Annotated in this window: 18 protein-coding genes; 7 read left to right on the forward strand and 11 right to left on the reverse strand. The window is 62.4% G+C overall.

All coding sequences use genetic code 11. The features are described 5' to 3' along the window. Positions 1–324: 324 nt before the first annotated feature. The gene (locus BUC04_RS01145; protein WP_067654305.1) at positions 325–1,686 is read right to left on the reverse strand and encodes an alanine/glycine:cation symporter family protein; all 1,362 of its coding nucleotides are present in this window, start codon (positions 1,684–1,686) and stop codon (positions 325–327) included. Positions 1,687–1,742: 56 nt separating this feature from the next. Further along, entirely contained in the window at positions 1,743–2,687 is a 945-nt protein-coding gene (locus BUC04_RS01150; protein WP_082766523.1) for a LysR family transcriptional regulator, read from the reverse strand. 100 nt (positions 2,688–2,787) lie between these two features. Here BUC04_RS01150 and BUC04_RS01155 point away from each other — a divergent pair, with 100 nt between their 5' ends. Continuing rightward, complete coding sequence (locus BUC04_RS01155) at positions 2,788–3,408, forward strand: FMN-dependent NADH-azoreductase (protein ID WP_067654307.1); 621 nt, start codon at positions 2,788–2,790, stop codon at positions 3,406–3,408. Here BUC04_RS01155 and BUC04_RS01160 read toward each other — a convergent pair. From BUC04_RS01160 to cmoA, 6 genes are read right to left on the reverse strand one after another with little or no spacing between them, the layout of a single operon-like run. After that, on the reverse strand, positions 3,368–4,777 hold the full coding sequence (locus BUC04_RS01160; RefSeq protein ID WP_067654309.1) for a hypothetical protein: 1,410 nt from the start codon (positions 4,775–4,777) through the stop codon (positions 3,368–3,370). The two genes, BUC04_RS01155 and BUC04_RS01160, sit on opposite strands and share 41 nt — an antisense overlap. Next, positions 4,764–5,714, reverse strand: coding sequence for an alpha-L-glutamate ligase-like protein (locus BUC04_RS01165; protein WP_067654311.1), 951 nt, complete (start codon positions 5,712–5,714; stop codon positions 4,764–4,766). Before BUC04_RS01165 ends, BUC04_RS01160 begins: the two co-directional genes overlap by 14 nt. After that, a complete protein-coding gene (locus BUC04_RS01170) occupies positions 5,714–7,213 on the reverse strand; it encodes an inactive transglutaminase family protein (protein WP_067654313.1) in 1,500 nt (499 codons plus the stop codon). The genes BUC04_RS01165 and BUC04_RS01170 overlap by 1 nt, the downstream gene beginning before the upstream one ends. A gap of 10 nt (positions 7,214–7,223) precedes the next feature. Further along, the gene (locus BUC04_RS01175; protein WP_067654315.1) at positions 7,224–8,030 is read right to left on the reverse strand and encodes an ATP-dependent zinc protease family protein; all 807 of its coding nucleotides are present in this window, start codon (positions 8,028–8,030) and stop codon (positions 7,224–7,226) included. After that, positions 8,027–9,025 carry a tRNA 5-methoxyuridine(34)/uridine 5-oxyacetic acid(34) synthase CmoB gene (cmoB, locus tag BUC04_RS01180; RefSeq protein WP_067654317.1) on the reverse strand — a complete coding sequence of 333 codons (999 nt, stop codon included), beginning with the start codon at positions 9,023–9,025 and terminating at the stop codon, positions 8,027–8,029. The genes BUC04_RS01175 and cmoB overlap by 4 nt, the downstream gene beginning before the upstream one ends. After that, a complete protein-coding gene (gene cmoA, locus BUC04_RS01185) occupies positions 9,022–9,753 on the reverse strand; it encodes a carboxy-S-adenosyl-L-methionine synthase CmoA (RefSeq protein WP_067654319.1) in 732 nt (243 codons plus the stop codon). The genes cmoB and cmoA overlap by 4 nt, the downstream gene beginning before the upstream one ends. Positions 9,754–9,920: 167 nt before the next feature. Between cmoA and BUC04_RS01190 the strand changes: the two genes are divergently transcribed. The 5 genes from BUC04_RS01190 to BUC04_RS01210 all read left to right on the forward strand — a co-directional run bounded on the left by BUC04_RS01190 (position 9,921) and on the right by BUC04_RS01210 (position 15,264). Beyond that, entirely contained in the window at positions 9,921–10,613 is a 693-nt protein-coding gene (locus BUC04_RS01190) for a GGDEF domain-containing protein (protein ID WP_143165489.1), read from the forward strand. Between the two features lie 139 nt (positions 10,614–10,752). Continuing rightward, positions 10,753–12,528: an aspartate--tRNA ligase gene (aspS, locus tag BUC04_RS01195; protein ID WP_067654323.1), complete on the forward strand. Its 1,776-nt coding sequence runs from the start codon at positions 10,753–10,755 to the stop codon at positions 12,526–12,528. A gap of 114 nt (positions 12,529–12,642) precedes the next feature. Further along, a complete protein-coding gene (locus tag BUC04_RS01200; RefSeq protein ID WP_067654325.1) occupies positions 12,643–13,389 on the forward strand; it encodes a YebC/PmpR family DNA-binding transcriptional regulator in 747 nt (248 codons plus the stop codon). A gap of 18 nt (positions 13,390–13,407) precedes the next feature. Then, positions 13,408–13,932: a crossover junction endodeoxyribonuclease RuvC gene (gene ruvC, locus BUC04_RS01205; protein ID WP_067654327.1), complete on the forward strand. Its 525-nt coding sequence runs from the start codon at positions 13,408–13,410 to the stop codon at positions 13,930–13,932. Positions 13,933–14,061: 129 nt separating this feature from the next. After that, positions 14,062–15,264 (forward strand): DEAD/DEAH box helicase, encoded by a 1,203-nt coding sequence (locus tag BUC04_RS01210; RefSeq protein ID WP_067654329.1) that lies wholly within the window; start codon positions 14,062–14,064, stop codon positions 15,262–15,264. A 22-nt stretch (positions 15,265–15,286) separates the two neighbouring features. On the opposite strand, the gene BUC04_RS01215 is transcribed toward BUC04_RS01210, so the two are convergent. The 3 genes from BUC04_RS01215 to BUC04_RS01225 all read right to left on the reverse strand — a co-directional run bounded on the left by BUC04_RS01215 (position 15,287) and on the right by BUC04_RS01225 (position 19,065). Further along, positions 15,287–16,699 (reverse strand): aldehyde dehydrogenase family protein, encoded by a 1,413-nt coding sequence (locus BUC04_RS01215; RefSeq protein ID WP_067654331.1) that lies wholly within the window; start codon positions 16,697–16,699, stop codon positions 15,287–15,289. Continuing rightward, complete coding sequence (locus tag BUC04_RS01220) at positions 16,696–18,375, reverse strand: acetolactate synthase large subunit (RefSeq protein ID WP_067654333.1); 1,680 nt, start codon at positions 18,373–18,375, stop codon at positions 16,696–16,698. Before BUC04_RS01220 ends, BUC04_RS01215 begins: the two co-directional genes overlap by 4 nt. 222 nt (positions 18,376–18,597) lie before the next feature. Then, positions 18,598–19,065 carry a DUF4920 domain-containing protein gene (locus BUC04_RS01225; protein ID WP_067654335.1) on the reverse strand — a complete coding sequence of 156 codons (468 nt, stop codon included), beginning with the start codon at positions 19,063–19,065 and terminating at the stop codon, positions 18,598–18,600. A 203-nt stretch (positions 19,066–19,268) separates the two neighbouring features. Between BUC04_RS01225 and ruvA the strand changes: the two genes are divergently transcribed. Continuing rightward, a complete protein-coding gene (gene ruvA / locus BUC04_RS01230; protein WP_067654337.1) occupies positions 19,269–19,889 on the forward strand; it encodes a Holliday junction branch migration protein RuvA in 621 nt (206 codons plus the stop codon). Positions 19,890–19,896 lie beyond the last annotated feature (7 nt).

The following is a 19,896-nucleotide window of genomic DNA, read 5'->3' on the forward strand; positions in this document are numbered from 1 at the left end:
TGTGTGCAGGGTGGGGCGACTGGCAGGGCCAGTCTCAGAGGAGATGGAGCTGATCGTTGGCTTGAGTCAAAGCGTGGGTCATGGTTTCGTTTCTCCTCATGGTTCCGGTCAACGGCGAGCCATTCTAGGAAGGCAAATTCGCTTTGCATAGACCCATATCTGATAGGATTTTGTTCTAAGGGCGGATGGGAAACTGTACAAAGAGGGCAAAAAACACACTAATTGAGTTGTTTATCTCGGCAGTGTGGTTTCAGGACGAGAAGCGAAAAATGTGAACTGACTGGTGAAAAAATGGGCACCTGATGGTGCCCATTGGTCTTGAAGCTATTGAGATTGTTCCCCAATCGGCTGCTGAGTCGCGAAATACTCCCGGGTCATACGGAACACCACGGGGCTGAGCAGCAACAGCGCAATCAGGTTGGGGATCGCCATCATGGCGTTGAGGGTATCTGCCAGCAACCAGACAAAGTCCAGGGTGGCCACCGCGCCCACCGGTACCGCCAGGGTAAACACCAGGCGGAACGGCATGACCGCCTTAACCCCGAACAGGTACTGGACGCAGCGCTCGCAGTACACGCTCCAGCCCAGGATGGTGGTAAAGGCAAACACCACCAGGGAGAGAGAAACGATGACGTTGCCGTAGGGCAGGGTGGACCCGAAGGCCGAGGTGGTCAGTGCCGCGCCGCTCTCGCCGGTGGTCCACACCCCGGTGAGGATGATGGCCAGGCCGGTGATGGAGCAGACGATCAGGGTATCGATAAAGGTACCCAGCATGGCGATCAGGCCCTGGCGCACCGGATCATTGGTCTTAGCCGAGGCGTGGGCGATGGGAGCACTGCCCAGGCCCGCCTCGTTGGAGAACACGCCCCGGGCGACACCAAAGCGGATGGCGGCCCAGACTGCGGCACCGGCAAAGCCCCCTTGGGCGGCAACCGGGGTATAGGCGCTCTCTACCACCAGTGCAATAGCGGAGGGGATGGCGCTGGCGTGGAAGGCCAGCACCACCAAGCCGGCGGTGACGTAGAACACCGCCATCAGCGGCACCAGCTTACCGGCCACCACGGCGATGCGCTTGATACCGCCCATCAATACTGCGCCAACCAGCAGCATCAGCACGATACCGGTGAGCAGGGGATCGATGTGGAAGTTGGTCTCCAGCGCCTGGGCTACGGAGTTGGATTGGGTACCGTTGCCGATGCCGAAGCCGGCAATGGAGCCGAACAGGGCAAAGGCGGTGGCCAGCCAGGCCCAGCGCTTGGACAGGCCGTTCTTGATGTAGTACATCGGGCCGCCGACAAACTGGCCCTTGTCATCCACCTCACGATACTTCACCGCGCAGACCGCCTCGGCGTATTTGGTAGCCATCCCGACCAGGGCGGTACACCACATCCAGAACAGCGCACCCGGGCCGCCCATGGCGATAGCGGTGGCCACACCGGCGATGTTACCGGTGCCGATGGTGGCCGACAGTGAGGTCATCAGGGCGTTAAAGGCACTGATGTCCCCCTTGTCGTCGGTCTCTTTGCGCCCTTGCGACAACAGGCGAAAGCCCAGGCCGAGCTTGCGGATCGGCATCATCTTGAGGCCGATGGTTAAAAACAGGCCGACCCCCAGGATCAGCACCAGCATGGGTACACCCCATACCAGGCCATTCAGCCAGTTCACTGCGCTTGTCACCCACTCCATCCCTGATCTCCTTGTGTTGTTTTGCTTTGGGATCCTTATGTAAACAAGGCGTTAGCTTACACGCTATTGGCATTCATGGGGGTTATCTTTTTATCTTCGCTGCGATTGGCCAGGCACTCCGGCTTGCTGCACTCAACCAGCAACTGGGCGAAACGCTGGGCGGCGGGGCCGAGGCAGTCCGGGCTGGGGATCACCAGGTAGGTGGGGATCACCGTGGTGTGCATCTGCGCCTGGACCAGGTGATGCAGTCGGCCTTGGTCCAGCAGCGGCTGGGCGATGTGTTGGGGAACCCAGCAGAAGCCGACCCCCTGCAACAGGATCTCGATCGCCTCGTGGAAGTTGGAGAAGGTCCAGCGCTGTTCCGCCTTGAGCCACCCCAGATCCTTGTCAGCGTCACTGCCGGTGTCGCGGATCACCAGTTGCAGCTCCTGGGCCAGCCGTTTCTCATCGATCTCACCCTCCTGGCTGAGCGGGTGTTGAGGATGGCAGACCAGCAGCAGCTGGGCGTTGCCCAGGTGCTCGCCCCGGTAGCCCGGGGGAATACGACCGGAGATCACCAGGTCAAAGCTGCGTTCGGTGATCGCCTCGGTGGTGCCGCTGAGCACGTTGTCCAATACCGTTAAGCGGGTGCCGCGGCTCTCGGGGTAGAACTGCTGCATCGCATGGTAGAGCGGGGCGGTGGGGAACAGGATCTCCCGGGATAGCCGGATCTCCGGCTCCCAACCCTGCTCCAAGTTGTTGGCCAGCAGCTCCAACTGCTCGATCTCCTGGGTCAGCACCCGGGAGCGGCGCAGCATCACCCGGCCCTGGGCGGTCAGCTCGGCCTTGCGCCCCTTAACCTCAAGCAGCTGAACCCCGAGCAGCTGCTGTAGCTTGGCCACAGCGTGATTGAGCGAGGACTGGCTTTTGTTCAATGCCTGGGCGGCGTGGGCATAGCCACCATGATCAACCACCGCCTGGAGGATGCGCCACTGCTCCAGTGTAGTGTGGGGACGGTACATATCAATCACCAAAATCGAAAGGAATGTGCAGAATTATGCGGTTTAATTTCGCAATGGTGCAAGTAATCTTGGGTTGTCGATTCAATCAAGGAGAACCCTCATGACCAGCTTGCTCATCATCAACGCCAGCCCCAACCCTACTGACAGCGCCAGCCGCCAACTGGCACAGCACTTTGAACAGCAGTGGCGCGACCGTCACCCCGGCGGCAAGGTGGTCCATCGTGATCTGGCCAACACCCCGCTGCCGCACCTGGATCAGGCCACCATCGCCGCCTTCTACACCCCGGCTGAGGCTCGCTCGGAGCAACAGCAGCAGCAACTGGCGCTGTCCGACCAGCTGGTGGCGGAACTGCGCCAGGCGGATCAGGTGGTGATTGCCGCACCGATGCACAACTTCTCCATCCCCAGCAGCCTCAAGGCCTGGATCGACCAGATCTGTCGCGTTGGTGAAACCTTCCAGTACGGTGCCAACGGTCCGGAAGGGCTGCTGAGTGGACGTCAGGCCACCTTGCTGCTTACCCGCGGTGGCGACTACTCCAATCCCGCCATGGCGGCACTGAATCATCAGGACTCGGTACTGGCGACGGCAATGGGTTTCGTCGGTATCGAGGTGGTGGCCAGTATCGCTGCCGAGGGCACGGCAAAGGGGCCAGAAGGCATGGCGTTGGCCAAGCAGCAGATCAGCGCGCTGTTTCCCCAGGCTGAGCCGGCACTGGCGTAAGCCAGTCCAGTAGCAGATCGCCGCTGAGCTGGTCCTCGACCCACTGTTGGGCCAGGTAGCGGTGGTAGATAGGCAGCAGCAACTGGCCGCCGTGCAGCAGGATGCCGCTGTCGCTTTGCCAGGACAGGATGTCGGGGCGCGGCCGGTCATAGTAGTGGCGGTAGAGGGCATCCTGGCCTTGGATCAGCGCCTGGCCGGATTGGCTGGGGTAGCGCCAAAGCTGCAGCGCCAGGCGAGCTCGCAACAATTCCGAGGCGGGGTAGCGCGGCTGCTTATCCAGCGACTGGCCAAGCAGCTGTTGCTGCAGTAACGGCTGGCGGGCCCACTCCTGACCCAGGGCCCTGGCCTGCTGCAGCGACGCTGCGCCCTGCTCGATGGTCTGGCCCTGGGCGCCGACCAGGGCCTGGGTTACCAGCCCCATCCATTGCAGCCAGTGGCGCTGGCGCCAGCTGGACTGCCGATAGGTCAGGGTAGACTGGTTGGGGGTATGGCCGATCCAGTGGCGCTGGGCAATGCGCAGTCGACTGTCTGGCCCGGCTTGTAACCGAAGCTCGCCCAGGTAGCGCTGTCCGCGCCACAGTTGCCAACTTTGCTCATCCAACGGCTTCAGGGTCATTTCCAGTTGCGCCGCCTGCCAATGCAAACTGTCTGATGCCACGCTGGCTGGCTCGATGGCCAGTGGTGGCGACAGTGCAGGCTGCCAGGGCAGGCTGTCATCGTCGGTTGTCAGGTTGGCCAGGAACTGATCAGCTGGCTCGGGCTCCTGCCAGGGCAGGCTTGACAGCTGTGATGCTAAGGCATGGTGATGGCCCTGGCGCTGAGCCTGCTCGTGGCTGAGCTGCAGCCACAACTGGACTGGCGCTCCCTCCAGCGATCGTCCTCGATTCTGATGATGTTGCCACACCGCCTGACGACAGCCTGGGTGCTCGGCCTGGCGCAAGTAGCCCTGTACCGACGGACGGTTCAGGCTCAACACCAAAGGCGGCGTGGCATCCAAGCCATCCAGACAGCGAGCATCAGTGAGGGTGAGTTGACCGCCGCTGTCGCTCAGCTGGTGTTCCAGCTCGGCGCGCAGGGCCAGCCAGCGGGGATCGGTGAGATCGGTACCGGTTTGTTGCTGCAAACGATGGCGCAGCAGCAGGGCACACTGGCCCAGCTCGGCGCTGTCGCCCTCGGCGGCGGCCAGTTGAAGTTGGTCCTGCAGCAGGCGCAGCTTGAGCAGGGATTGGCGGTTGGGTTGGGACGGGATTGCCTCCAGCTGGTGCAGGCAGTATTGCAGCAGCTTGGCACTGCTGGGGGCCGAAAGCAGCAACGCCCCAGCAAAAACCAGGGCGTTGAACAGGGACAGACGGCGGTTAGGCACCGCCACCAAACCACTCCTTGGCCATGGCGATGCGCTCCTCCACCGGGTATTGCTGCTCGCCAAGGGACTCAACCTTACGCAGCCGGGGCAGCAGCCCCTGGTTGTTGGCGATCTGGATCGCCAGACCGGGGCGGGCGTTGAGCTCCAGCAGCAGCGGGCCGCGCTCGCTGTCCAAAACCATGTCGGTGCCGAGGTAGCCCAGGCCGGACATCTCGTAGCAGCCAGAGGCCAGGGTCAGCAGGCGGTCCCAATGGGGCACCTGCACCTCGTGCAGGTTGCGCCCGGTGTCCGGGTGTTCGCTGACCGGCTCATCGTACTGTACTGCGCGAATGGCCTGGCCGGTGGCGATATCGACGCCGATCCCTACCGCCCCCTGGTGCAGGTTGGCCTTGCCGTCGGAGGCGTGGGTCGAGCAGCGCAGCATCCCCATCACCGGGAAGCCTTTGAAGATGATAAGCCGGATGTCCGGTACACCCTCGTAGGAGATCCCCTCAAACACCGGGTCGAAGCGGATCAGCGACTCGATCACCGCCACATCGTTCTTACCGCCCAGACTGAACAGGCCTGCGAGGATGTTGGAGCAGTGACGCTCCATCTCGATAGCACTGACCTCGTCGCCGGAGGGCTTGAAGTAGCGACCGTCCTCAACCTTGGTGATCACCAGGATCCCCTTGCCACCAGAGCCCTGGGCAGGCTTGATGCAGAAGCCGGTCTGACCGGCCAGGCGCTGGCTCAGCTCGCTGATCTCATGTTGCTCGGAGATCACCGAGATGAGATCCGGGGTGGCGATCTCGGACTTAAGCGCCAACTGCTTGGTGATCAGCTTGTCGTCCACCTGCTTGTAGAGGCTACGGGGGTTATAACGCCCGATGTAGGAGATGTTCCGTTGGTTCATCCCCATGATGCCGCGGTTACGGAGTCGACGTGGATCGCAAAACAGCATCACTTATCCTCAGCCAGGGGGCGGAAGCGGCGCAGCTCGAGCAGACGGTAGCCGGTGTACTGGCCCATCAGCAGGATGCAGGCAACGATGATCAGGTGGATACCCAGGAAGTTGAAGGCCCAGTGGCGCACCAGGTCGTTGTCCATCGCCAGGTAGGTGATGACCGCCACCAGCAGCGAACCACCGCCCTGGATCATCACCTCTTTGGGACCTTCCTCCTCCCACAGGATCGACATCCGCTCGATGGTCCAGGCCAGGATGATCATCGGGAAGAAGGTGATGGTCAGACCCTCTGTCAGGCCCAGGTTAAAGGCCAGCAGGGTAAAGCCGGCGATGATCCCCAACACCAAGATCACCACGGCACTGATCCTGGAGATCAGCAACAGGTTGAGATTGGACAGGTAGGAGCGGATCACCAAACCACAGGCGACGATCAGCAGGAAGCCAATCAGGCCGGTGAGCAATTTGGTCTGGATGAAGGCCAGGGCGATCAGCACCGGCATAAAGGTCCCTGAGGTCTTGAGGCCAATCAGCACTCGCAGGAATACCACCACCAGTACACCGATGGGGATCAGGAACAGGCCACGCAGCAGGCTTTGCTCTTCCAGTGGCAGGTTGTACAGCGACAGGCCTCGACCGTGGCCGGCCATCATGTCGATGGCGGTGGCCAGGGCAGGGCGGCTGTCTTCAATCATGGAGAAGGTGACGTTGGAGTTGCTGCCGCCGCTCAGGTCCAGTACCGAGTTACCGTGACGCTGCCACAGCAGCACGTTGTCATCGCGCCCTTCGGCCCCGGTACGAGGGTTGAACAGGTAGCTCTTATCGCCCTCCTGTACCTCTACCCAGGGCTGCAGCTGCTGACGGCGACGACCGTCTTCCAGGTTCAGGGCGTAAACCAGCTTGGAGGGCACCTTAGCGCTGTGCAGCAAGCGGTTGAGCAGCGGGCCAGACTCGTAACGGCCCAGCAGCAGGGCCACATTCTGTTGCTGATCCGGGTTGGCCACCATCTGGGCCAGCTGACGGGCAAAGGAGCGGTTGTTGGCGCTCTGCTCCCAGGCCTTCTCGATCACGGCAGTGGCGGCGGTATCCAGCCCCTCATCCCAGACCACGTTCGGCACGGTCATGGTTTCGCTGCGGTCATTGAGCTTGTAGTTGGCGTTGGGCACCAGGTTGGCGGTGTAGTACAGCTCCTGCCGGCCCTGGGCATCGCGGGTGGTCCAGGTGGCGCGACGGGCGCCGGCCTCTTCGGTCATCGCCAGGCCGTAACCCGGGGACGCCGCAGACTCGGACAACAGAGTAAAGGCAGGATCCGAGGGCAGGGCCAGGGAGGCCTCCACCGCGCCGGAGGCGGTGTAGGTGACCCGGGCCTCAACGGTCCAGGTGGTCTGGACGCTGCCGGGGAACAGCGGAATGCCGTCGGTATGATGGCGATAGATGTTGTAGCTCAGGCCACTGGCGAAGAGCAGGAAAATCAACAGGTAAAAGGGTTTTTTAGACACGTTGCTTCCCTTATTTGTCGCCGGACAGGATGTACTGGCCGCTTACGTCCACGACGGCGATGTCTTTGAAGAACTTGCGACCCAGCAGCAGGGGGTACTCCATGTGGCTGCGGTCGGTCAGGTTCAGCTCGGTCTCAGCGACAAAGTCGCCGATCTTCAGTCGCGCCATGATCACCGGGCGTCGCTCGGACTCGGCCGCAGAAGCGCGCTTGATCAGAACAAAGCGGGCTACCTTGGCTTCGATGGTGGAGTTGGCCGGACCGGCCTGCTTAGCCTGTTCGGTCTGTTCTGCGGCGGCTTCCGCTTCACCTTCGCCATTCTCGCTGACCTCAACCGGGGCATCGGCGCCCGGCAGTGGCACGTCGAAGCGAACCCATTGATCGCCATCGCGCTCAAACAGACGGATGTTGGCAGCAGAGATGGAGGAGCTGGCGGCGCCGGTATCAACCCGGGCTTCAAACGCCTCGCCCACCTCCTGGACATAGACCCGCTCCACTTCACCCAGCACCAGCTTATCGCTGAGCGGGTCCGCGGTGACCTCAGGGCAGACCGGCACCGGGGTGGTGGTGTTGCTGTCCACCTCCGCCAGGGTGGCGTTGATGGAACGAAGTTCGGTGATCACCACCTGCTGCTGTTCCAACTGTTCCTGGTAGACCTCTTGCTGTTGGTCACAACGCTGGGCCATCAGGGTTTCCATCTTCGCCAGCTGAGCGTCCATTGCGTTATTGAGCTCATCCTGTGTGGCCGCCGGCGGGGTGGAAACACAGCCACTGAGCAGTGCGGCAGTGGTCAAGGCGAGCAGGGTTCGGCGATTCATCTGTGTTGGGTCCTTTGTTGTGATTCGGCTTTTTCTGCGATGACAATGGCCCGTTTGGGGGCCGGGTAGCCTTCAACGGTTTTGGTCTCGTCGTTGGGGTCAAGATAGTCTTTCAACGACTCATTGCCCATCCATTCGGTACTGCGCTGCTCCGCCACCGTGGTGTCGCCCTCGTCGACCACACGGACATTAATGAAGCCGCATTTTCTCAGCCAGAGCATCAAGGCTCTACTGGAAGGAATGTACCAGACATTGTTCATTTTCCCATAACGAGATTCTGGCACAAGTACCTGATTTTCATCTCCTTCAATTACCAGCGTCTCCAAAACTAATTCGCCACCGGGCTTGAGTTGCTCCTGCAACTGGTATAGGTGATCGATGGGCGAGCGGCGGTGATAGAGCACCCCCATGGAGAACACGGTATCAAAGGCGTGCAGTGGTGGCAGTTGTTGGATCCCCAGCGGCAGCAGGTGCAGGTCCTGGGGATCTCCGGCCAGCTTGCGTACCGCTTCGAACTGGGCCAGGAACAGATCCGAGGGGTCGACCCCGATCACCAGCTCAGCGCCTTCCCCCAGCATCCGCCACATGTGGTAGCCGCTGCCGCAGCCCACATCCAGTACGGTGCGGTGCTTGAGCGGGCTGATGTGGGGCAGCAGCCGGTCCCATTTCCAGTCGCTGCGCCACTCGGTGTCGATGTGGATGCCATAGAGATCGAACGGCCCCTTGCGCCAGGGCTGCAGACACTTGAGCAGGTTGTGCAGCTTTTTCTGTTCGCCGGGGGAGAGGGCCTCGGCGTCGCCGACGGTGACGCTGTGTTTCAGCTCCAGGGTCTCCGGCTGGCGCTGGGGCAGCTTGGCCAGCACCTTTTCCCACTTGGGGAAGTCGCCGTTCTTATGGAAGCGGCTCCAGTGAGCCAGCTGGGCCGGTGCGCTTTCCAGCCAGTGGTTTAGCCGGGTGCCGGCAATGCGTTTGTAGAAGGCGCTGAAATCCATCACTTGATCGCTATCATCGAGGCAAAGTTGTAACACTGGAACCAGAGCGTTGATTCCTCAAAGCCGGCCCGGGCAAAGCGGGCCTGGTGCTCCTGCCAGCTGTCGGGGCGCATCACGTTCTCCAGCGCGGTGCGCTTCTGGCTGATCTCCAGTTCGGAGTAGCCGTTGGCCCGTTTGAAATCCAGGTGCAGATCATCCAGTAGCTTGTGCAGACGGGGCTGGGGGAACACCAGCTTCTCCGATACCACCAGGATGCCGCCGGGCAGCATGCCCTGGTAGATCTTACGGATCAGCCGGTCGCGGTCGTCCGGGTTGAGGAACTGCAGGGTAAAGTTGAGCACCACCATGGAGGCGCGCTCGATCGCCACATCGCGGATGTCGGCGCATACCAGGTCAACCTCCACCGGGCTGACAAAGGCATCCAGATGCTCCTTAGCTCGCTTGATCATCGCCTCGGAGTTGTCGATGGCCACCAGGCGGACCCCCTGGGCCGAGACTTTTCGCCGCATTGCCAAACTTGCTGCCCCCAGAGAGCACCCAAGGTCGTAGACATTGCTATTCTCTGAAACAAAGCGTTGCGCTATCTCGGACAGGGTATGCAGGATCTCGCCGTAACCGGGCACCGAGCGGGAGATCATATCGGGGAAGACCGATGCGACCTTATCATCGAAACGAAAGTCCGCCACGCTGGATTGTGGCGTTGAAAAAATGCGGTCTTGCTTTGCGCTCATAACCGGTTCCTGATTGACAAGGCGGCGATAGTAACGCCGCGGCCCAGCCAGCAGCAAGATGGGCCGTCAAAAAGCGGGTTTCATTGACTAATTTTGTACCGAATTTGGCCCAGTGTCAGGAATTTATCTTTAACAGCAGCCAGTTTAGTAACGGAGTCGCCCCCAACATGCCGTGTCATCTTCTCCCCTGCGCCCTCGGCCTTGTCGCCCTGCAACCGGTCTCGGTCTGGGCCGCCGGTGCCATCGCCTTCTCTCCGGTGTCGCTGATCGCCATGGTCAGCTCAGTGCTGGTGTTGACCCTGCTGGTGGTGTGGATGTGGCGACGGGAGCGCTGGCGGCGCAAGGCGCTGGAGCAGCAGCTGGGCCAGCCCGGCGGCTACGATGCCGCCACCGGTTTGCCCGGGCGCAACCTGTTTGATGACCGCTTCGCCCACGCCATCGCCCGTCACGGTCGCAACCAGACCCACCTGGGGTTGATGGTGATCCAGGTGGACAACTACCACCCACTGTGTCGACGGCTGGGGGCCCAGACCATCAACCAGCAACTGCGTGAGCTAGTAAGCCACTGGCGCCAGTGCATCCGCCGCTCCGACACCCTGGCTCGCACCGGCCCGGACCAGTTCACCGTGTTGCTGGATCCGGTGATGGACAGCCGCGGCGCTGGCATGGTGGCCAAGGCACTGGTGTCAGCCACCAACCGCCACAACGCCACCCGGGGGGAGGGCGAGCCGGTGTGCATCAATATCGGTGTCGCGCTCTATCCACAACACGGCGCCGAGGGCATCAGTTTGCTCAAACGGGCCCACGAAGTGGTGCAACGCAGCGGCCGCCGGGGCACCAGTGGCTACAAAGTGGCCTGATGTTGCTGGATGCCGCGCCGGATAACCCGGACTGTACTTCTGATTTCAGGCACTTTTCTTTATAATGCCGGCTTTGCCAAATTGTCGCGGATTGGCGTAGGCCGGTCCGTTGTAACGCATTAAGTAACAGGAACTGTCGATGCGCAGCCATTATTGTGGACATGTCACAGAGGCCCTGAACGGCCAAGAAGTTACCCTGGTGGGTTGGGTTAATCGTCGTCGCGACCTTGGCGGCGTAGTGTTCCTGGATCTTCGTGATCGGGAAGGGATCGTACAGGTAGTGTACGACCCGGATCTGCCGGAGGTGTTTGAGACCGCATCCAGCCTGCGTGCCGAGTACTGTGTACAGGTTAAGGGTCTGGTGCGCCTGCGTCCGGACAGCCAGATCAACAAGAACATGGCCACCGGTGCCATCGAGATCCTGGGTAAAGAGCTGACCATCATCAACAAGGCGGACGTGCTGCCGATCGACTTCAACACCGATGTGTCTGAAGAGCAGCGTCTGAAGTACCGCTACCTGGACCTGCGTCGTCCGGAGATGGCCCAGAAGATGAAGTTCCGTGCCAAGTTCACCTCCGAGGTGCGCCGCTTCCTCGATGGCGAAGGCTTTATGGATGTGGAAACCCCGATCCTGACCGCCGCCACCCCGGAAGGCGCCCGCGATTACCTGGTACCGAGCCGGACCCACAAGGGCCAGTTCTTTGCCCTGCCGCAATCCCCGCAGCTGTTCAAACAGCTGCTGATGATGTCCGGCATGGATCGCTACTACCAGATCGTGAAGTGTTTCCGCGACGAAGACCTGCGTGCCGACCGCCAGCCGGAATTCACCCAGATCGATATCGAGACCTCCTTCATGAGCGCCGATGAGGTGATGGCCACCACCGAGGCGATGATCCGCACCATCTTCAAGAAGATGCTCAACGTGGATCTGCCCCAGTTCCCGCACATGAGCTACGAAGAGGCGATGCGTCGCTACGGCTCCGACAAGCCGGACCTGCGTAACCCGCTGGAGCTGGTGGACGTGGCCGACCTGATGAAGGACGTGGAGTTCAAGGTGTTCTCCGGCCCGGCCAACGATCCGGAAGGTCGTGTTGCCGCTCTGCGGATCCCCACCGGTGCCAGCCTGTCCCGTAAGCAGATCGACGAGTACACCAAGTTCGTTGGCATCTACGGTGCCAAGGGTCTGGCCTGGATGAAGATCAACGAGGCGGGTAAGGGCATCGAAGGGGTACAGTCCCCGGTGGCCAAGTTCCTGTCTGACGACATCGTCAACGGCATCGTTGAGCGCACCGGTGCCGAAGCCGGTGACATCCTGCTGTTCGGTGCCGACAGCACCAAGGTCGTTGCCGATGCCATGGGCGCGCTGCGTCTTAAGGCAGGCGAAGACTTCAACCTGGTGGCCGAGGGCTGGGCTCCGCTGTGGGTGGTGGACTTCCCGATGTTCGAGAAGGCGGACGGTCGCTACTACGCGCTGCACCACCCCTTCACTGCGCCTCGCGACATGACCCCGGCGGAGCTGGAAGCCAACCCGGACGGGGCCCTGTCCGACGCCTACGACATGGTGCTCAACGGCTGCGAAGTGGGTGGCGGTTCCGTCCGTATCCACCGCGCCGAGATGCAGGCTGCGGCGTTCCGCGTGCTGGGGATCTCCGACGAAGAGGCCCAGGAGAAGTTCGGCTTCCTGATGGACGCGCTGAAGTACGGCACCCCGCCGCACGCCGGCCTGGCCTTCGGCCTGGATCGCCTGGTGATGCTGATGGTAGGCGCGGAGTCTATCCGTGAGGTGATGGCCTTCCCGAAGACCACCACTGCTGCCTGTCCGCTGACCAACGCGCCGGGCCATGCCAACCCGGAACAGCTGGTGGAGCTGGGGATCCAGCCGATCCCGCAGGCGGACAAGTCCGACGACGCCTAAGCCCACGCTTTTTTGGCGACGCGCTGAAAGATAAAGATAAACCCGGCCCTGGTGCCGGGTTTGTTTCCCTTGGGGCTCGGGTTACCCTTGGGAACGAATGGAAAGGAGAGAGTTATGGCTGGCCACAGTAAATGGTCCAACATCAAGCACCGCAAGGCGGCGCAGGACGCCAAGCGCGGTAAGATCTTCACCAAGCTGATCCGCGAGCTGACCGTCGCGGCCCGGGAAGGGGGCTCGGATCCGGACGCCAACGCCCGTCTGCGGGCGGCGATCGATAAGGCGCTGTCCAACAACATGCCGCGGGATACCGTGGAGCGGGCGGTTAAGCGCGGTGCCGGTGAGCTGGAGGGCCAGGCGCTGGAGACCATCGTCTACGAAGGTTACGGCCCCGGTGGCACCGCGGTGATGGTGGAAACCATGACCGATAACCGCAACCGTACCGTCTCCGGGGTGCGCAGTGCCTTCTCCAAGGCCGGCGGCAACCTGGGCACCGACGGCAGCGTGGCCTACCTGTTCACCAAGACCGGGGTGATCTCCTACGGCCCCGAGGTGGATGAAGACGCGGTGATGGAAGCGGCCCTGGAGGCGGGCGCCGATGACGTGGAAACCGCCGAGGATGGCAGCAGTGACGTGCTGACCAGCCCAGAGGCCTTTGGCGCGGTCAAAGACGCCCTGGACGCCGCCGGGCTGGAATGTGCCAACGCCGAGGTCACCATGCTGCCCTCCACCAAGGCGGAGCTGGATCTCAAGACCGCCGAGAAGTTTCTGCGTCTGATCGACGTGCTGGAAGACCACGACGACGTCCAGGAGGTCTACCACAATGCGGAGATCAGCGACGACGTTATGGCGCAACTGGGCTGATGGCAGGAGCGGCATAACGTGAGCATCATCCTGGGCATCGACCCCGGCTCCCGCCTGACCGGCTATGGCGTGATCCAGTTTACCGGGCGCCATTTCCACTACCTGGGCAGCGGCTGCATCCGCCTGCCGGAAGCAGATCTGCCGGAGCGGCTCAAGATCATCTACGACGGCGTGTCGGAGCTGGTGCGCCAGTTTCAGCCCGAGGAGTTCGCGGTAGAGCGGGTGTTCATGGGCCGCAACGCCGATTCGGCCCTGAAGCTGGGCCAGGCCCGGGGCAGTGCCATCGTGGCGGCGATGAACGCCGGCTTGCCGGTGTCCGAGTACAGCCCGACCCAGATCAAGAACGCGGTGGTGGGCACCGGTGGCGCCAAGAAGGAGCAGGTGCAGCATATGGTTAAGCATCTGCTTAAGCTGCCGGCGACGCCGCAGGCAGACGCGGCGGATGCCCTGGCCATCGCCATCACCCACGCCAATATGCAACGCGGCCTGGTGGCCATGGCTGGCAAAGCCACCAGCCGAGTCGGCGGTCGCTACCGCCCCTAGTCGGCCACCCCGATACCCGGCTGTTGATTGCCCGGCTGTGGATTGCTTGGCTGGGTCCACCCCAGCCGGCATGACTCATCGACTAAGATCAATCCGGCCCCTTCCGAACCATTAGATAACCGAGTTCCCATGACCTTTTCCCAACTTGGCCTGAGCGCCGCCCTGACCGATCCCCTCGCTTCACTGGGTTACCAGGCCCCGACACCGATCCAGCAACAGGCTATTCCGCTGGTGTTGCAGGGGCGTGACCTGATCGCCGCGGCTCAAACCGGTACCGGCAAAACCGCCGCCTACCTGTTGCCACTGCTGCAGCGACTCGACCAGCAGGGCCCGGTACGCCCCAAGCGGGTTCATGCCCTGGTGCTGGTACCGACCCGGGAGCTGGCACAACAGGTGGCCAATAGTGTCCAGGCCTATGGCAAGGGGCTGTCGCTCAGTGTGCTGGCGGCCTACGGTGGCACTGACACCGATACCCAAAGCCAGGCACTGAACAAAGGCGTGGATCTGCTGGTGGCCACCCCGGGGCGGCTGCGGGATCTGCTGACCCGCCGGGCGCTGCACCTGGATGCGGTGACCGCCCTGGTGCTGGATGAGGCGGACCGGATGCTCGACCTGGGCTTTATTGATGCCATCAACGCCATCGTCGACCGCCTGCCGGATGAGCGACAGACCCTGCTGTTCTCCGCCACCCTGGGCAACCAGGTACGGGCGCTGGGCCGCTCCGCCATGGTGGATCCGGCGGAGATCACCCTGGCCAAGCACAAGGCCTCCAAGGCCCAGATTGAACAGTGGCTGGTGACGGTGGATAAGGACAAGAAGTCGGCGTTGCTCAGCCATCTGATCCAGGATCTGCAGTGGCAACAGGCGCTGATCTTTGTCGAGACAAAGCACGGCGCCGCTAAGCTTGTGACCCAACTGGCTAAGCGCGGCATCGAGGCGGACTGCATCCACAGCGGCCGCTCACAGGCGGTGCGTGAGCAGGTATTGGCGCGGTTCAAAGCCGGCGAGCTGGCCTTCCTGGTAGCCACCGGGGTAGCGGCACGCGGATTGGATGTGGCGGGGCTGGAGCGGGTGGTGAACTACGACCTGCCGTACCCGCCGGATGACTATGTTCATCGCATCGGTCGTACCGGTCGGGCGGACGCCCAGGGGGAGGCGGTGGCTCTGCTGTCCAAGGACGACTTTAAGAACCTGTGCATGATCGAGAGCCGGCTGGGCCACCTGATTGAACGCCGGGTGGTGGAGGGCTTTGAGCCGCGCAAGCCGGTGCCGGTCTCCATCCTAAATTACGTGCCCAAGGCCCGTCGCAACGACAAGGCCAAGGGTAACTAACCCAGCGGCAGTGCAGCGAAATCTAGGGCTCGCTGCGTTGTACCACCAGCTTGTCCTGGGTCATGTCCGCCATGGTATGGCCAATGCCGCCGACGCCATAGCCAGAGTGGCGGCGCCCGGCAAAGGGCATCCAGTCGACGCGAAAGGCGGTGTGGTCGTTGATCATCACCGCACTGGCGTCGATCCCCGCCACCACCTGGTTTACCACCGCCACATCCTGGCTGAAACACGCCGCCTGGAAGGCATAGGGCAGAGCGTTGGCCTGCGCTATTGCCTGGGCTAAATCGCTATAGGGGAAAACCGCCACCACCGGGCCAAACACCTCGTTCTGGCTCAGGGTGGCGCTGGCCGGTGGGTCCCAGACAACGGTGGGGGCGTAGGCGGTAGCCTCGCTGACGCCCGAAGTGGTGATCACCTTGCCGCCACACAGCAGCTCGCCGCCCTGGTCGACCGCGTCGCTGACCCAACTGGCCACCCGCGCCACCTCCCGGGGTGTGATCAGCGGCCCCACCTCGGTATCCGCCTCGACCGCATTGCCCACCTTGAGAGCCTGGGCGGCGCTGGCCAGTTGTTCTGCCAGCTGTCGGGCGATGGTGTGATGGGCAAAGACCCGCTGAACCGACACACAGACCTGGCCTGCGTGGTAGAAACCGCCCTTGAGCAGGGCGGGCAGGACCGTCGCCAGATCGGCACTGGCATCGACGATCACCGGGGCCGCGCCGCCATGTTCCAGGGCACAGCGGGTACCCGGGGCGAGCTTGGAGCGCAGCATCCAGCCCACACGGGCGGAGCCGATAAAGCTAAAGAAGGCCACCCGGGGATCGGTTACCATCCGCTCGGCGGTGTCGTTGTCGCAGGGGGCATAAAGTAGCTCCTCCACGGCCAGACCGGCCTGGTGGGCAAATTGGACAAAGCGCTCGCAGCATAGGGGCGTGGTGGCGGCGGGCTTGACCACAATTGGGCAACCCACCGCGATGGCCGGTGCCACCTGGTGTACGATCAGGTTCAGTGGATGATTAAACGCCGAGACCGCTACCACCACACCGATGGGCTCCTTCAGGCTGTAGGCGCTGCGCCCGGCGCCGGCGGCGGTGCGATCCATCGGGATCTGTGCCCCCGCCAGATGGCCCAGCTCCTCGATGCACAACCGAACCCCGTCGATGGCCCGGGCCACCTCCACCTGGGCATCCATTAGCGGCTTGCCCCCCTCTGAGGCGATCAACAGTGCCAGCTCGCCCGATTGCCCCTGCATCTGTTTAATGATCGCCTCCAGGATGGCGATCCTCTGGTGCATTGGCCGTTTTGGCTGGACCTGACGCACCTGCTGATGAGCCTGCTCAAGCCAGGCGTCGATCTGCGCCCAGGGACGTTGTGCCACCCGACCTACCGGGCTGAGATCCCAGGGATTCACCACCTCGATCCATTGGCTTGTCATAGCAGGCAGACCTTCTGTTGCAGTTGATCGATCAGCACACGCTGGTTTTCGCTGTAGTCCACCGCCACATCCACCAGGTGCACGCCGCCTTGCTCGAAGGCTCGCTCGAGCACAGGTCGAAGCTGGGCGGCGCTGTTGGGACGGTGGCCCTGGGCGCCGTAGCTTTGGGCATAGAGCAGGAAGTCGGGATTGTTAAAGGTCAGACCCCAGTCGCTTAGCCCCTGCTGGGCCTGTTTCCAGCGGATCATGCCGTAGGCGCCGTCGTTAAGGATCAACACCACCAGGTTGAGACCCAGGCGCACGGCGGTCTCCAGCTCCTGGGAATTCATCATAAAGCCGCCGTCACCGCAGATCGCCATCACCCGCCGCTGTGGATAGAGCATGGCCGCCATCATCGCCGAGGGCAGACCGGCACCCATGGTGGCCAGGGCATTGTCCAGCAACACGGTATTGGCTCGGTAGGCCGGGTAGTTGCGGGCGAACCAGATCTTGTAGATGCCGTTGTCCAGGGCGATCACATCCTCTGGCCCCATGGCGGCACGAACCTCTGCCAGCAGCCGCTGCGGCACCACAGGGAAGCGCTCATCGTCGCTGCCCTCGCTGAGCTGGGCGCGGATCTCGTCGTGGATCCGGCCAAAGTAGGCGTTGTCGATGGTCAGGCCATCCAGCCGCTGGGAAAGGGCCTCGATGGTGGCGGCCACGTCCCCCACCAGCTCAAACTGGGGGAAGTAGACCGGATCCACCTGGGCAGAGCGGTAGTTGATGTGCACCACGGTCTTGCCGCCGTGCTCCATAAAGAAGGGGGGCTTCTCCACCACGTCGTGACCGACATTGATGATCAGGTCCGCCCGGTCGATGGCGCAGTGCAGGTAATCGCCAGCGGACAGCGCCGCGGTGCCCAGACAGCGGGGATGGGCCTCATCCACCACCCCTTTGCCCATCTGGGTGGAACAGAAGTAGAGCGGCACACAGGAGAGCAGGGTACAGAGCGCATCGCCAATCTCCTGGCGGTTGGCCCCGGCACCGAGCAGCAACAGCGGGTGTTTGGCCTGACGGATGGCGTCGGCCACCTGATCGATCACCTCCGGCGAGGGCTCAGCGTAGGCGCGAACGCTGCGTTGAAACACCTCTGCGTGAACTGGCTCGCGGGCGATGTCCTCGGGCAGCTCCAACAGCACCGCACCGGGTCGCTCCTCCTCGGCCTGGCGAAATGCCTCCCGCACCTGGCTGGGGATCCGGTCGCCATGGACGATCTGGTGGGACAGCTTGGTGATGGGCTTGAACAGGTTGACCACGTCCACCACCTGGAACTGCCCCTGTTTGGAGGTCTTGATCGGCTTTTGTCCGGTGATCATCACCAAGGGGAAGCCGCCCAGCTGTGCATAAGCCGCGCAGGTGGTGAAGTTGGTGGCGCCGGGGCCCAGTGTGGCCATGCAGACCCCGGCCCGCCCGGTCAGGCGACCATAGGTGGCGGCCATAAAGGCCGCGCCCTGTTCGTGCCGGGTCAGCACCAGTTCAATATCGGAGTCGTGCAGCGCCTGCAGCAGGTCGAGGTTTTCCTCACCGGGAACGGCAAAGATCTGTTTCACCCCCTCGGCTTGCAGCGCCTGCACCATCAGCTCGGCGGCATTGGTCTGCGGAGGGTGGCGATCGTTGGATGGGTCCGGGTTTACCATGTCGACTCCTGTTGCGGTTAGAAGGACTGCGGCGCAGTTAGGGTGCTGCAACAAGCGTAGTCATTCTGGTGGCAATCCGAGCCTGGGCTGGGGTGAGAGCGGACGGGCTAGTTTAGGCTGGCGGTGGCCGCGAGCTGTGCGTTTGCCAGCGTCGGGTAGGGTATTGGGAAGAGGGCGCAGGGGCGCGGTTGACCGCGCCCCGTTTAGCTTGGGTTGCTGTGATCAGCGATCCAGGATCAATACCGCGGTGGGTGCCAGCTGATAGTAGGTCAGCGGTTCCTGCACGCTTTGTGGGTCAAAGCTCTCCCCTTGCTCTTCGGCCTGGTGGGCATAGAAGCGGCGGGTGGTGTCCAGATCCATCTGCTGCTTCTGCAGTTGGCCGGTGGCCAGGGCAGGGCGGCCCTTGGCAGAGACCGGGAACTCCATCACCCCATCCTTGACCTTGACCCGCAGGCCTTCAGGGTCGGCCTCGGTTACCAGGGTCATCCAGCAGCCGCGCTTCTTACAGACCGCTTCGATGGTACCCTGCACTGTGATGGGATCCGCCAGGTAGGCATCGGGGTCGGCCATCACCTGGCTCATGGGCACCAAAGCGGCGGCATCAACGGGCTCACCAAAGGTGAGGGGGTCGGCGGCCAGGGGCAGGCTGCAACCGAGGGCGAGCATCAGGGTCCAACGACGAAGGGACATGGGATTCTCCATAATAGGCACAAAAAGGCTTAAGCATCAGCCTATGCCTTCCATTACGTGGGTGCAACTGGGCCGGTTCAACCACGCATTTTCCGCTCCAATGCGCACAAAGGGATGACGCTTGGGATAAAAACCGATAGGATCCAAAACACTGTAAATTTGGACAGTGGTTTTTGCCGCTGGCTGTTAAGGGGAGTACGCCTGTGATTGGACGCCTGCGAGGGGTGTTGGTAGAGAAGAGCGCACCTGAGGTGTTGCTGGAGTGCGGCGGTATTGGCTACGAGGTACAGATGCCGATGACCAGCTTCTACCAACTGCCGGAGATCGGCGCTGAGGCGGTGATCGTCACCCATTTCGTGGTGCGCGAAGACGCCCAGTTGCTGTACGGCTTTGCCTCCAAGGAGGAGCGTGCCCTGTTTCGCGAGCTGATCAAGACCAACGGCGTCGGCCCCAAGATGGGTCTGGCGATCCTCTCTGGCATGTCCGCTGAGCAGTTTATCGATGCGGTTCAGGCGGAGAACATTACCAGCCTGACCAAGATCCCCGGGGTGGGTAAGAAGACCGCCGAACGCCTGGTGGTGGAGATGCGGGATCGGCTGAAGAACCTCAGCGCGCCGCTGCTGACCCCCTACGCCGATCGCCTCGCGGGTGCTGATCTGGATACCCTGGCCAGCCAGGCGCCGGATCCGCAGGAAGACGCCATTGCGGCACTGGTGGCCCTGGGTTACAAGGCCAACCAGGCCGACAAGGCTGTGGCCAAGGTGATGGCACCGGGTTTGAGCTCGGAACAACTGATCAAAGACGCCTTGAAGGCGATGCTCTGAGGGTAAC

It is taken from the genome of Ferrimonas marina (genome assembly GCF_900129905.1).
GTDB classification, from domain to species: domain Bacteria; phylum Pseudomonadota; class Gammaproteobacteria; order Enterobacterales; family Shewanellaceae; genus Ferrimonas; species Ferrimonas marina.